Origin of the sequence: Bradyrhizobium hereditatis, assembly GCF_020329435.1 — a bacterium.
GTDB lineage: Bacteria > Pseudomonadota > Alphaproteobacteria > Rhizobiales > Xanthobacteraceae > Bradyrhizobium > Bradyrhizobium hereditatis.
The window spans coordinates 252,222-264,756 of the sequence record NZ_JAGKJK010000008.1; the positions used below are offsets into that span (position 1 = coordinate 252,222).

Consider the following 12,535-nt stretch of genomic DNA (forward strand, 5'->3'; position numbering starts at 1 on the left):
GCTATGGCGACTATCTCGAAAACGATACATAGAAAAGAGCAGGGAGGAAGCCATGAGCGGTGCAAGACTGAAGCATTATGGCTGGGGCCGCGAAGGCGAAAGCATGACTGCTGAAGAGCAGGCCTTTGTGCTCGGCCGCTACAGCGCAAAATTCGCGCGCGATGCATTTGAGACAACAGCCGTGCCGCGTCTTGAAGACCTGACATTGCGCGCGCCGCGCGTGGCGCCGCCGGCCTCTCTTGCCGCTTTCTGCACGAGCGAAAAATACGATCGCGTAGCGCACACCTACGGCAAGTCCTATCCGGACTACGTGCGAGGCATGCTCGGCGAATATGACAGCGCGCCCGACGTGGTCGCCTATCCACGTAACGAAGCAGAGATTTCCGCTGTCATGGACTGGGCCGGTGGTGTCAGCGCGTCGCTTACGCCGTTCGGAGGCGGGTCAAGTGTCTGCGGTGGTGTCGAGCCGCGCGTTGACGGTATCAGTTATAAGGCGGCCGTCACACTCGACTTGCGCAATCTCGGCAAGGTCATCGAGGTGGATCAGATATCGCGCGCTGCATTGATCGAAGGTGGCGCCTTTGGTCCGTCTCTGGAGAACCAGCTTAAGCCGCATGGCGTTACGTTGCGTCATTTTCCGCAGAGTTTCGAGTATTCAACCCTTGGCGGCTGGATCGCGACGCGGTCGGGCGGTCATTTCGCCAGCCTCTACACGCACATCGACGATTTCGTTGAAAGCCTGCGCGTGGTGACCCCGCGCGGCATAGTGGAAACACGTCGCCTGCCGGGATCGGGTGCCGGACCGAGCCCCGACCGCATGTTCATAGGCTCCGAAGGAACGCTCGGGGTGATTTCGCGCGCCTGGATGCGATTGCAGCCTCGCCCGAAATTCCGTGCTGGCGCATCGGTTCGTTTTCAGTCGTTCTTCGGTGCGGCCCGCGCGCTGCGCGCGATCGCACAGGCCGGCCTCTATCCATCCAACTGCCGTATCCTTGACGCGCAAGAGGCATTCAACACTGGGGCGGCCGACGGCAGCGTCGCGATCATGGTGCTCGGCTTTGAATCCGGCGACCATTCGCCGGATGCCTGGATGGCGCGCGCGCTCGAATGCTGCGCGGACCATGGCGGGATAGCGGAGGCGGCAAAGGCCGGCGATGCACATCTCGAAGGCGCGGCAGGAATCTGGCGTAACGCGTTCATTCGGATGCCCTGTGCGCGCGAGTTTCTGACACCGGCGGGCATCATCAACGACACCTTCGAAACCGCTATCACCTGGGACCGGTTCGAAAGCTTCCACGATAAAGTAAAGGCGGCGACGGAGCGTGCGATTCTCGATGCGACTGGCGTAAAAGGGGAGGTCACATGCCGCTTCACTCATGTCTATCCTGACGGGCCCGCACCATATTTTTCGTTCCACGCACTCGGCCGCCACGGTGCTCTTCTGGAGCAGTGGCAGGCGATCAAGAATGCGGCCAGCGATGCGCTGATTGAGGCTGGCGGGACGATCACGCATCACCACGCCGTTGGCCGAGATCATAGGCCCTGGTACGATCGTCAGCGCCCGGAGCTTTTCGCGACCGCGTTTCGCGCGGCAAAACGAGAACTCGATCCGCAGGGCATGCTGAACCCTGGAGTGCTCATCGATCCGTAAACAAGAGCCGCACGCAAATGCGGTCGATCACAATTCACAAGTCATATGCGGCAAGTGGTGCAATAGGGAACCCGCTACTCACGGACGAGTTTGTTCCTGGGGGGTTCACGGGCCTTCAATTCGGAGGGAAGCCATGGAGCATCTCAGCTATCCGAACGAAACCGCCGAGTATCGTGCTGCCAGAAACGCGCTTCTCAACGACGAGATCGCACTTCGTGCCCAGATCGAAGCTGTGGCAGCCAAGCGCCGTGCCTTACCGCTCGGCGGAGAAGTACCGGAGGACTATGTGTTTGAGCGGATAGGCAAGAATGCGGCGCCTGAGAAGGTCAAGATGTCCGAGCTGTTCGGTCCGCATGACACGCTCATTCTGTACAGCTTCATGTATGGACCAGAGCGGGAGTTGCCATGTCCCGGCTGCACGCACCTGCTTGATGGGCTCGACGGCGCGGCAAGACACATCGGCCAGCGAGCTGCATTTCACATCGTCGCGAAATCCTCGATCGCACATCTCACTGCGTGGGCTCATGAGCGCGGCTGGGACCATCTGTCGCTTTTGTCTACGGCGGGCAATAGCTACGATGCGGATTATTTTGGTGACACGTCGAAGTTTCCCAAGGGCTTGCGTGCACAGCATCGTGTTCCGGATGGCGAGAACTGGGATGAAACGATCTTCAACGTATTCAAGAAGAGTGGTGGAGCAATCCGTCACTTCTGGGGTTCAGAGATGAGCTTCGCACCAACCGAACCCAATCAACATCATCGCGCCGGGGATCTTGTCGACCCCTTGTGGGGTCTCCTCGATATGACCCCTGAAGGTCGCGGAGACTTTTTCCCCAAGGTGAACTACGATTGACATCACTCGGTCGGAGAGGATCCGGGCTGGCGGATGATCATCCAGATGCAGGCTGCCAGCGGCGCAAGCAAGGGATGTCCGGCGGAGAAAGAAAACATCGGCTTGCTTGCATTGACGGTGAGTAATCGAGGAACGATACGATGTCGGCGCTGCCAGAAGTCAAATCCGCGGACGCGACCGTCCGGGCAAACGTGATCAACACCATTGTGCTCGGCTTTGCGACCGACCCGATGGCGCGTTGGGCTTGGCCGGATCCATCCGTGTACCTCGCAACGATGCCCCGGTTCGTCAACGCCTTCGGCGGCCGTGCCTTCGAGCATGGCACAGCCTATGTCACTCAAGGAATCCACGCTGTCGCCCTCTGGCTGCCGCCAGGTGTAGAGCCGGATGAAGCAAGAATGGGCGCAATCATGGAGGAGACCCTGCGCCCGGAGATATCAGAGGATATTGCGAGCATCATGAAAGGCATGGCCGAACATCATCCTCGCGTGCCGCATTGGTATTTGCCTTTTATCGCCACCGATCCGATTTGGTTCGGGCAGGGGCTCGGCACATTGCTAATGAAACACGCGCTTCGACGATGCGACGAGGAGGGCATCGCGGCCTATCTCGAAAGCTCGAACCCGCGAAACATTTCGCTCTATGAACGTCATGGCTTCAAGATCACCGGCCGAATCCAAAGCGGCTCTTCGCCAGTGCTGACGCCAATGCTGCGGCCGGCCGGCAAAATGGGTTAGCTCCACTGGCGCTTCTTTTCCGCGCTCGGCGCTGCAACACTTGTTGATCTCTGCGAAAGGTCTTTGTCCTTGCTCGCGTGTTCCGCGAGGAATAGCTTTTTCGGTTGCGATTGGTTCTCTGCACAATCATGGGAGAGAGCAATGGTAATTTCTCACGCACTTATTGGATTGTCTTCGATCGCTATCCTTCTGACGACGGTTGCGAGTGTTCAGGCTCAGAGTATCCCGCCGGAAGGACCGGTCTCCGTCACATTTACTGCAACGCCAATCCCGCCTCCCAAGCCGATGCCGGTGGGCGGTGGTAGAGAGTTTGACCTGCTGAACCAAGCCATGGCAGCAACGAACGATGCGGGAAACCCGGTGCTCAATAACATGGGTGGGCGCTGCCAGTTTAGCCGGCTCAGAGATCCAGCGGCGAAGACGGTCGAACTGCACGGGTTCTGTACTTATGTCGACAAGGACGGCGACCAAACATTCGAACAATGTGATTTCCTGCCGGGGCAACCCAACAAGTGCAAGATAATCGGCGGCACCGGAAAATTCGAAGGCCTTCAGGCCGAGCTCATCATTACCGTTGTGCCTCTGAAGAGCAATTTCGAAGGAATTAGTCAGGTCGTTGGCCACAAGAAAGGCACATACAAATTTGCAAAAACCAACTGATACGCCGAACTGACGCCGCGCTCCGTGGCAAGCAAATCTGACCTCGGGCGCGGCGTGAGAGTGGACGTGGAGTTGTGCTTGACGGAGCGCAACCAGCGCTGACGGGAGTTCTTGGCTGCGTTCGGACCCATCCCGTTCAACTCACGATGTCCGTGCTAGGCGTTAGAGCGGATCGAAGGCTTACGCGAGGTCTCGTGTTATCAGGACCACGGGCAACCGCGCTGGTCGCCCACATTTTCCAGCTCTCGGAAAATTGCAGTTGCAAATACTAACGTCGAGCTAACACTCCCCCGAGTTGTGCCGAAAGATCGGAATTTTGTTAACTGCGCCAATCTGTCCCGGCTTTCCGTTATGGCAGAGGCCGGGCGATGGGATACCCTCCTTGAAAAATCAAGGAGGAGATATGCCCTTAAAATTCAACCGCCGTCATTTCATCGCTGCCGGTACCGCCGCTGCCGCGCTGCCTTTGCTTTCGCGTAGCGCCTCGGCGCAAGCTCCATGGCCGTCGCGCAATATCCGCATGGTCTGCAGCTACCCGGCAGGCGGGCAGACGGATCTCCTGGCGCGCGCCTTCGGCGAGTACATCGGAAAGCAGGTGGGGCAGACGGTCGTTATCGAAAACAAGGCGGGCGCTTCCGGCTCGATCGGCGCTGCGGAAGTTGCGCGCGCGGCGCCCGATGGCCACACGATCCTGTGCTCGATCTCGACCACCTATGTGATGAACCGGGTGATGATGAAGAATCCCGGCTACGACATGGACAGGGACCTCACGCTCGTCAGCGTCATTCCGGGCGCCGGGCTGCTGTTGGTCGCGAGCAAGGCGTCCGGCGTCAAGACGCTGGACGAATTCGTCGCGTTCGCGCGCAAGAAGGGCCAGGTGAACTTCGGCACCTATAGCGCCGGCTCGGCCCCGCACATGACCATAAACGAACTCAACAAGCAGTACGGCTTGAAGATCGAGCCGATCCACTACCGCGGCGAAGCGCCGATGTGGACGGGGCTGATGGACGGCACGCTCGATGTCGCGATGGGCAGCTACACGGCCGCGCAACCCGTCCTGCAAGGCAATCACGGCGTGGTGTTCGCCGTGCATTCGAAGAGGGTCGCTGCGATCCCCGATGTCAAGACGCTGCCCGAGCAGGGCGCGACATCGAAGTTCTTCACCATCAGCGGCTTCACGGGCTGGGCGGTGCCGAAAGCGACGCCGCAGCCGATCGTCGATCGCTTGGCGGAGCTCTGCGTCGCCGCCAACAACGACCCGAAGGTGAAGGAAGTTCTAGCCACCTTCGTGCTGGACCCGGCGCTCGGCTTCAAGGAAAGCAACGCGCTGTATCAGCGCGAATTGCCGACCTGGATCGAGACCGCGCAGGCGCTCGGGCTCGAGCCGGCGTAGCCGAACTCGTAGGGTGGGTTAGGCGAAGCCGTAACCCACCGCCGAACTTACCGCGGGTCGAGACTTTGGTGGGTTACGCCTTCGGCTAACCCACCCTACGAAGTCGCAAATCCCTCACTTCATCCCCGTGCAGCTTGCATAAAACGTCGTTGTCGCCGGCCAGTCCGAGAACATGCCGCGGATGCCGACCTGTTTGGCGAGTACATCCAGCACGGTCAGCGTGTCGCCATCGCGGTCGATCGCAGCCTTGATCGACTGTGATAGAAGCCGCCACCCTTGTGCAGCGGGCCGTCGCGTTCCAGCGACCAGCCGATCAGGTCGAGGCCGGCGGCCTTCGCGGCCTTGGCGTATTCGGATGGCACGATTTCCTTGCTGTCGTTCAGCGTCAGCATCATCGGAATCGGCGGGCCGAGGATCGCGACGCCCTGCGCCTTCAATTCCGCCATTGACGGTTTCCACGTCTCGGGCTTGCTCGGATCGAGCCCCTGCTTCTCGTAGCGCTCTTCGAGATAGACCGCTTGTTTGCCGAACTCCGGCTCAGTCTTCACCCAATGGAGCACGTCGGCAAGATTGAAGCTCTGCGCGAACACATCGCTCGGCGCAATGCCGGCCTTCTTGTAGGCCGCGATCATCTGGCTGGCATATTTCTCCTGCGTATAGTCACCGTCGAACGGCATCGGCACTTCTGGCGCCTTCAGCTCCGGCGTGAATTTTGCGCCGAGCGCCTTGATCAACGCGATGCTCTCGTCATGCGTCATCAGCGTGCCGGAATTGGCGTAGAGGTCGGTGCGCCAGCGCGGCGTGCCGTTCTGGTATTCTTCCGGTGTCTTCGCATCCGGATTGAAGCCGTCCATCTTCGCCGTCAGCCGGCGGAATTCGGCAAGCGTGATGTCGGACGTGCAGCATTTTGCGGATGCCTTCTTACCGGTCGCGGGATCGGCGGGAGTGAACGGCTGCGAGCATTTGGCCGCAAGCTCCGGCACCGTCAGAATATTGGTCGTGGTGTGCAGGTCGCATTGCGAATGACGGCAGACGAGTTCGCGATCTTTCGTGAACGTCACGTCGCATTCGATGATACCGGCGCCCATGCGGGCGGCGGCCACATAGGACTCTTTTGTATGCTCGGGAAATTCCAGCGCCGCGCCGCGGTGGCCGATGGAAAAGTCGGTCTTGCGAAATGGCCCGGTGCACTGGCTGAGCTCGCGCTTCAGCGGCCCGTCCTTCATCTTGTCGATGAGATAAAACGGCCGCGGCCCGATCTGCGGCTCGCGGGGCAGGGCAATATCCTGCGCCTTCGCCGGGATGGCTGCAGTCAGCAAGCAGAGCGCGAACAGAAGGGCGGAGCAATGGCGGGCAGGCATAGGTGACACCTCGGATAACGCGTTGCGCGCGGCCTTGATATCACAGAGCATGTGACAGTTGCGTGTTGAAGAGTGCGTGGAAGCGTAGGGTGGGTTAGCCGAAGGCGTAACCCACCGAAGTCCGGACACGCGGCGCGTCCATGGTGGGTTACACTGCGCTAACCCAGCCTACAAAATAATTCTGGGAGAAACGAAAATGCCCGCAGCCTTCTTCGTCGTTCGCGCCACGGTATCAGACCCCATCAAACGCCAGGCCTTCGACACCTGGTATTCGCGCGAGCATCTGCCGGATGCGGTAAAGTCATTCGGCGCGGTGAAAGCGTGGCGCTACTGGAGCGCTACCGATCCGTCGCTGCATCAGGCGATGTACCAATTCCCGGACAAGGCCGCGCTCGATCGCGCGCTCGAGGGCCCGGAGCTGAAGCGCCTGGTCGCCGACTTCAACCGTGACTGGCCGGACGTGACGCGAACGCGCGAGGTGCTGGTGCTGGCGGAGGAGCTTATCGCGTAGGCTCAGTCGTTCGGGCGGGTTCTGCGTCGACAGCGACGATGGATCATGACAGTTGCGCGTGATGCAGAAATGCCGCAACGATGACAAATGTTCCGCTGCGAGCAACACCGCGCGAAAATAATCATCGATTGAGTCTGTTCACCGCAAAGCTGAATGCGCAATTCAGCGCGTGTTCATCTACATGCATCGAAACTTCTCCTTGCGGAGGAGGAGATGTGATGGAACGCCGCCACTTTCTGAAACTCGCCTTTGGATTTGCCGCCGGTGGCGTTGCCCTCGCCGCGAGCGCGCAAGCCGCCCCTTTGATGCCGGCGCCGCTCGCTGACGACACCAAGCTCCCCGCCAACAAGGACGCTCAGCCTGCCGTCACGACAGGCAAGGAGGTCGAGCGACTCTCGCCGGAAGAAGTAAAATGGGGTCGGGGCCGCGGCCATCGTCGCGGCTGGGGTCGCCGTCGTTGGGGCTGGCGCCGCCGCCGTTGGCGTCGCAGGTATTGGGGTTGGCATCGCCGCCGTCGTCGCTGGCGCCGCCGCTACTGGCGCCGTCGTTACTACTGGTAAGCCGCCGCCGCTGGTTGTTTAGAGAAGAAATAAGAAAGCCCCGCGCGAGCGGGGCTTTTGTGATGTTGGGGAAATATCAATAAGGACGGCAGCGTCCGTACCGCCACACCGTGCCGTAGGGACAAACGCGGCCGGGCCGCACCACGACGACCGGCGCCGGACGGACGACGACCGGAGCAGGCCGCACAACGACCGGAGCTGGACGAACCACAACTGCCCGGCGATTGGGCTGGCAGCCGCCATAGGGGCCGCGATGCCAGCCGGGGCCGCATCCGCCAGCCGCTTCTGCGGCGCTAAAGCTGGCGACAGTGCCCAGGGCCAAAACTGCTGCGAAGAGGTATTTCATGTTTTCTCCCGTTCTTGGCCGCTAGGGCGGCACGGAACGGAACTTAGTCCCGAGACCTGAATGGAACATGAATGTTCGCTGATGCTACGGAGCGGCCAAGAAGCCGAGCACCAGTTCGTCATATTTGCCCGGGGCCTCGAGAAAGACCAGATGTCCTGTGTTCGGGATCACCTCGGCCCGTCCCTTCGCCATCCTGGCAGCGAGAGCTTTGGCGAGCTCGGCGTTCTGTCCCATCTTCGAGCGCAGCGCCTCCGGCGCATTGGCTTTTCCCGGCGCGTTGTGATCGTCGGCGCCCATCACGAACAACGTCGGCTGCGTGATCAGCGGAATCTCGTGCACGACGGGTTCGCGGTAGATCATCTGCGCCGAGGAGACGAAGGCGCGCAGCCAGCGCCGATATTCGGCGCTGCCCTTGATGTTGAAGCGCGCATCGATGAAGGGCGTGATCTGTTCGGGCGGCAGCTTCAACGCGTAATTGGTCTCGAGCTGTTTGCGATAGCCGTCGGCGGTCAGCTTGTCTTCGTTCTCCAGAATTTTTTCGGTCGGCGTCGGCGGCACGTAGAGCCGGTAATCCTCAAGGCCAATCGGCGCGGTCAGCACGAGGTGCGCGATCCGATCAGGGTAGGCGCGCGCGATCCGCACGCCGAGCATGCCGCCGAGCGAATGCGCCACGATGTCGGCTTTGGCGATTTGCAGATGATCGAGCAGCGCGATCGTGTTGCGCGCCAGCGTATCGAAATGCAGCTCGCCCTGCGGCTTTGAGGATTTGCCGAAGCCGATCTGGTCCGGCACCACGACGCGATAGCCGGCGTCGCTCAAGGTCTTGATGACCGGCGCCCAGTAGCTCGATGGAAAATTGCGGCCGTGCAGCAGCGCCACAGTGCGGCCGTTCGGCCGCGCGGGAGCGACATCCATATAGGCCATCCGCACCTGTTCGCCGTCATTCACCAGCGGCAGCAGGTGAACCGGGTAAGGATAGGCAAAGCCTTCGAGCGCGATGCCATACGGCTCGCGCGCTGCAGGCTCGGCTGCCTGCGCGCAGGAGAGACCGCCCACGATAAGAGAAAAGCAGACAATGATCGCGCGTCGCATCGCAAGGCTCCATCTCTTTCGGATGCGGCCTTATTGCTGCGATCAACGCGCGGGTAAAGCTGGCGTGCCTTCACATTTTGCGGAGATCAGGTCCGCGTCATTCGGCCTTCAGCGCCGCCTTGAAATCACCGCCTGTGTCCGTCGTGTGCACATGCTTCAGCTCGCCGCGGTCATCGATCAGGTAATAGTGATTCCCGTTGATGCCTTTCTCGTTGCGCTTGCCGCGGAATACGATCAGGCGGCTGTCGGCGCGGCTGACCACCGGCTCGAACTCGTCAGGCACGTCGCCCCAGTTCGAGACGGTGAAGAATTGGGTAATTCGGCCGGTGCGGACGTCGAGGAATGTCGGTGCCTGGCATTCCGAGCCGCACGGCAGGATCACGACGATGAAGCGCCCGCCGGCGTTGATCTTGTCGTCTTCCATCGCCCAGCGATAGGTCTCGCCGCGGTCGCGCCAGAATTCATGGTCAAGCCGCGGTTTGGCGTGCTTGCCGGCATAGACCTTCACCCTGTGATCGCTGAATTTGGGCGGCTCTTCTGCTGATACCGGCGGGGCATAGAGCGCCAGCAGCATCGCGGCGGCAATGGTTCGAAGCGAACGGTTCATGAAAATCTCGTCGGAAAGCGCAGAGCACCGTTTGGTCTGCGCTTCCGATGAAAAAGTTCAAGAAGGTTACGCCTGCTCGCTCCCGAACAGCGCGGCAAAGCGCTTTTCGCCGGTGCGGGTGAAATTGACGACGCGGCTGCCCGGCGTGGGATCACGCGCGGCCCAGTTCAGTTCGGTGAAGCGGCTCATCACGGCAGCGCCGAGTGTGCCGGCGAGGTGATGGCGACGTTCGCTCCAGTCGAGACAGGCCTTGCACACCGGACGGCGCGGATGCGCCAGCGCATCCGTGTCGATCTGCAGCGCCTCGGCCATGAAGCGCTTGCCTTCGCCCGTGAGTTCGATCGTCTGCTTGGTCTGCCGGACCAGCTTCTGCCGGCGCATGCTGTCGAGCATCTGCACGCCGAGATCGCCGGCCAGATGGTCGTAGCAGATTCGCGCCCGCCGCAGCGCCGGCTCCTTCGGTCCGGTGCGCACGCGGGTGTGGCCGGCGCGCTCGGCTAGGCCCGCCAACCCTTCCAGCACATGCGCAACATCGGGGCCGGTGAGGCGGTAGTAGCGGTGGCGGCCCTGCTTTTCCGGCTCGATCAGCCCGCCGGCTTCGAGCTTGGCAAGATGCGAGCTGGCGGTCTGCGGCGTGATGCCGGCCTGCTGCGCCAATTCGCTTGCGGTCAGCGCGCGGCCGGTCATCAGCGCAGTCAGCATGTTGGCGCGCGCGGGATCGCCGACCAGGGAAGCGACCACGGCAATGTCGGGACCTGCTTTCATAGTTCGATGTTAGCCGAAGCATTAACGTAGGGCAAGCGGGTATTGTGGGGCTCGACGTTTCGTTCTCCGTCATTGCGAGGAGCGAAGCGACGAAGCAATCCATTCCTCCGCATGTGGAGGCGTGGACTGCTTCGCTGCGCTCGCAATGACGGCCTGAAGCATTGGAGCCCCCCATGACCGTCACCGTCTTCATCCGCTACCAGCTCGATCCCTTCAAGCGCGCGCTGTTCGAGCAGTATTCGAAGAACTGGCTCACCATCATCCCGAAATGCGGCGGCGATCTCATCGGCTACTGGATACCGCATGAGGGCACCAACAACATCGCGTTCGCACTGATCTCGTTCGAGAGTCTCGCGGCCTATGAAAGCTACCGGGCGCGGCTGCGCGCCGACAGCGAAGGCAAGGCCAATTTCGATTTCGCCGAAGAGCACAAGTTCATCCTGGCGGAAGAGCGGACTTTCCTGCGCAAGGTCGTCGCGTGAGACGTCTGGCGGAGGGGGCGTTGCGTTCCTATCTACGCGGCGCCAATGAACACCAGGGGAGCTATCAATGCTGACAACTGCTGACAAACGCGCCGCATTCAAAAAACTGCACGAGAGCGGATGCTTCATCATCCCCAACCCCTTCGATGTCGGCAGCGCGAAGGCGTTGCAGCATCTTGGCTTCAAGGCGCTGGCCTCGACCAGCGCCGGCTTTGCCTGGACGCTTGCCAAGCCTGACAACCGCGTCACCGTCGACGACGTCTGCAATCATCTCGCCGCGATCTCTGCGGCGGTGGAGATTCCCGTCAATGCCGACTTTGAGGACGGCTTTGCCCATGAGCCGGAGAAGGTCGGCGTCAATGTTGCCCGCGCGGTGAAGACCGGCGTCGCCGGCCTGTCGATTGAGGATTACACGGGAGACAACGCAAAGCCGTTGTTCGATCGTGCGCTCGCGGTGGATCGCATCCGCGCAGCGCGCAAGGCGATCGATTCCGACAACAGCGGCGTCCTGCTCACCGGCCGCTGCGAAGCGTTTTTGCGGGGACAGAAGGATCTCAAGCTCGTGATCGACCGGCTTACCGCCTACGCTGAAGCCGGTGCGGATTGTCTTTACGCACCGGGTATTTCAACGGCAGAAGAGATTTCCGCGGTCGTCAAAGCGGTGCATCCAAAGCCCGTCAATCTCCTGGTCGGCGCGGCCGGCCCGTCGCTCAAGGAGGCCGGCGATCTCGGCGTCCGTCGCATCAGTGTCGGCGCTTCGCTGGCGCGGATGGCATGGGCCGGCTTCATGAAGGCTTCGAAGGAGATGGCGGAGAAGGGCACCTTCGGCGAATTCGCCAACGGCTATCCCGGCGGCGAACTCAACAAGATGTTCAGCTAGACGAATACGTCGCACGAAAAAGCAGCGGGCTGTTTGGCCCGCTGCGCATCTTTGAATAATCAACCGTTACTGCTTGGCGCGATCGACCTCCGTGCCCGTCGGATTTTGCGACGGCGGCGTCGGGCGATTGGTCGCGGCGCCGGTGGTGGTTCCCGGGTCGGTGTTGGCCTTCGGCGTTACGTCACGCATGCCCGGAGGCGCCGCGGGGTTAGCCGGCTGCGTCTGCTGCGCGGTCTGGTTCGGCGGCGTCGTGCCGACCTGGTTCACGGTCGTGTTATTGAGACCATAGAACAACGCGCCGAGTACGACGGCGATGGCAACGGCGAACATCGCGACCTTCGTGCCGCTCGGCGAACCTTCACCGAGCGCGGGATCGGGCTGCAACTCATTATCGAGACTGTTGAGATGGGCCTGCCGGCGGATTTCCTCATCGCTCATGCCCGCGCGGTAGGGATCGTTCGGATTGGGTTGATATGCCATGAATGGTTCCTCCGTTAGCATCCCAAGAGCTAATAGTTGGCGCGCTCGGATGTTCCGCCAAAGTTGCCAACCCGTAATGTTGGAACCAGTGCTTCCCTGAGGTTCCACCCTGCACAACGACGTGCCGTGTAGTCCCGGTTATGCGGCGCGTCACCAG

The 12,535-nt window shown here is 61.2% G+C and carries 14 protein-coding genes and 1 pseudogene; 9 read left to right on the forward strand and 6 right to left on the reverse strand.

Features of this window, described 5'->3' with window-relative positions:
- Positions 1 to 52 precede the first annotated feature (52 nt).
- The 5 genes from J6524_RS20515 (at position 53) to J6524_RS20535 (ending at position 5,294) form a co-directional block, all read left to right on the forward strand.
- On the forward strand, positions 53 to 1,651 hold the full coding sequence (locus tag J6524_RS20515) for an FAD-binding oxidoreductase (protein WP_225673760.1): 1,599 nt from the start codon (positions 53 to 55) through the stop codon (positions 1,649 to 1,651).
- 133 nt (positions 1,652 to 1,784) lie between these two features.
- Positions 1,785 to 2,504, forward strand: coding sequence for a DUF899 family protein (locus J6524_RS20520; protein WP_225673762.1), 720 nt, complete (start codon positions 1,785 to 1,787; stop codon positions 2,502 to 2,504).
- Positions 2,505 to 2,764: 260 nt separating this feature from the next.
- On the forward strand, positions 2,765 to 3,241 hold the full coding sequence (locus J6524_RS20525; RefSeq protein WP_376712053.1) for a GNAT family N-acetyltransferase: 477 nt from the start codon (positions 2,765 to 2,767) through the stop codon (positions 3,239 to 3,241).
- Between the two features lie 141 nt (positions 3,242 to 3,382).
- Positions 3,383 to 3,901, forward strand: a complete 519-nt coding sequence (locus tag J6524_RS20530) for a hypothetical protein (protein WP_225673766.1) — start codon at positions 3,383 to 3,385, stop codon at positions 3,899 to 3,901.
- Positions 3,902 to 4,304: 403 nt separating this feature from the next.
- The gene (locus J6524_RS20535; RefSeq protein ID WP_225673768.1) at positions 4,305 to 5,294 is read left to right on the forward strand and encodes a Bug family tripartite tricarboxylate transporter substrate binding protein; all 990 of its coding nucleotides are present in this window, start codon (positions 4,305 to 4,307) and stop codon (positions 5,292 to 5,294) included.
- 114 nt (positions 5,295 to 5,408) lie between these two features.
- Here J6524_RS20535 and J6524_RS20540 read toward each other — a convergent pair.
- Positions 5,409 to 6,655 (reverse strand): annotated as a pseudogene (locus tag J6524_RS20540) (glycerophosphodiester phosphodiesterase family protein).
- 196 nt (positions 6,656 to 6,851) lie between these two features.
- Here J6524_RS20540 and J6524_RS20545 point away from each other — a divergent pair.
- Complete coding sequence (locus tag J6524_RS20545; RefSeq protein ID WP_225673770.1) at positions 6,852 to 7,166, forward strand: EthD domain-containing protein; 315 nt, start codon at positions 6,852 to 6,854, stop codon at positions 7,164 to 7,166.
- A 218-nt stretch (positions 7,167 to 7,384) separates the two neighbouring features.
- A complete protein-coding gene (locus tag J6524_RS20550) occupies positions 7,385 to 7,726 on the forward strand; it encodes a twin-arginine translocation signal domain-containing protein (protein ID WP_225673773.1) in 342 nt (113 codons plus the stop codon).
- Between the two features lie 76 nt (positions 7,727 to 7,802).
- On the opposite strand, the gene J6524_RS20555 is transcribed toward J6524_RS20550, so the two are convergent.
- The 4 genes from J6524_RS20555 to J6524_RS20570 form a co-directional block, all read right to left on the reverse strand.
- Positions 7,803 to 8,072: a GCG_CRPN prefix-to-repeats domain-containing protein gene (locus J6524_RS20555; RefSeq protein ID WP_225673775.1), complete on the reverse strand. Its 270-nt coding sequence runs from the start codon at positions 8,070 to 8,072 to the stop codon at positions 7,803 to 7,805.
- An 84-nt stretch (positions 8,073 to 8,156) separates the two neighbouring features.
- Positions 8,157 to 9,164: an alpha/beta fold hydrolase gene (locus tag J6524_RS20560; protein WP_225673777.1), complete on the reverse strand. Its 1,008-nt coding sequence runs from the start codon at positions 9,162 to 9,164 to the stop codon at positions 8,157 to 8,159.
- Between the two features lie 97 nt (positions 9,165 to 9,261).
- Positions 9,262 to 9,771 carry a hypothetical protein gene (locus J6524_RS20565; RefSeq protein WP_225673779.1) on the reverse strand — a complete coding sequence of 170 codons (510 nt, stop codon included), beginning with the start codon at positions 9,769 to 9,771 and terminating at the stop codon, positions 9,262 to 9,264.
- Positions 9,772 to 9,837: 66 nt separating this feature from the next.
- Positions 9,838 to 10,536 carry a metalloregulator ArsR/SmtB family transcription factor gene (locus tag J6524_RS20570; protein WP_225673782.1) on the reverse strand — a complete coding sequence of 233 codons (699 nt, stop codon included), beginning with the start codon at positions 10,534 to 10,536 and terminating at the stop codon, positions 9,838 to 9,840.
- 173 nt (positions 10,537 to 10,709) lie between these two features.
- Between J6524_RS20570 and J6524_RS20575 the strand changes: the two genes are divergently transcribed.
- Positions 10,710 to 11,018 carry an NIPSNAP family protein gene (locus tag J6524_RS20575; protein ID WP_225673784.1) on the forward strand — a complete coding sequence of 103 codons (309 nt, stop codon included), beginning with the start codon at positions 10,710 to 10,712 and terminating at the stop codon, positions 11,016 to 11,018.
- A gap of 67 nt (positions 11,019 to 11,085) precedes the next feature.
- The gene (locus tag J6524_RS20580) at positions 11,086 to 11,898 is read left to right on the forward strand and encodes an isocitrate lyase/PEP mutase family protein (RefSeq protein ID WP_225673786.1); all 813 of its coding nucleotides are present in this window, start codon (positions 11,086 to 11,088) and stop codon (positions 11,896 to 11,898) included.
- 66 nt (positions 11,899 to 11,964) lie between these two features.
- On the opposite strand, the gene J6524_RS20585 is transcribed toward J6524_RS20580, so the two are convergent.
- The gene (locus J6524_RS20585; RefSeq protein ID WP_225673788.1) at positions 11,965 to 12,378 is read right to left on the reverse strand and encodes a hypothetical protein; all 414 of its coding nucleotides are present in this window, start codon (positions 12,376 to 12,378) and stop codon (positions 11,965 to 11,967) included.
- Positions 12,379 to 12,535 lie beyond the last annotated feature (157 nt).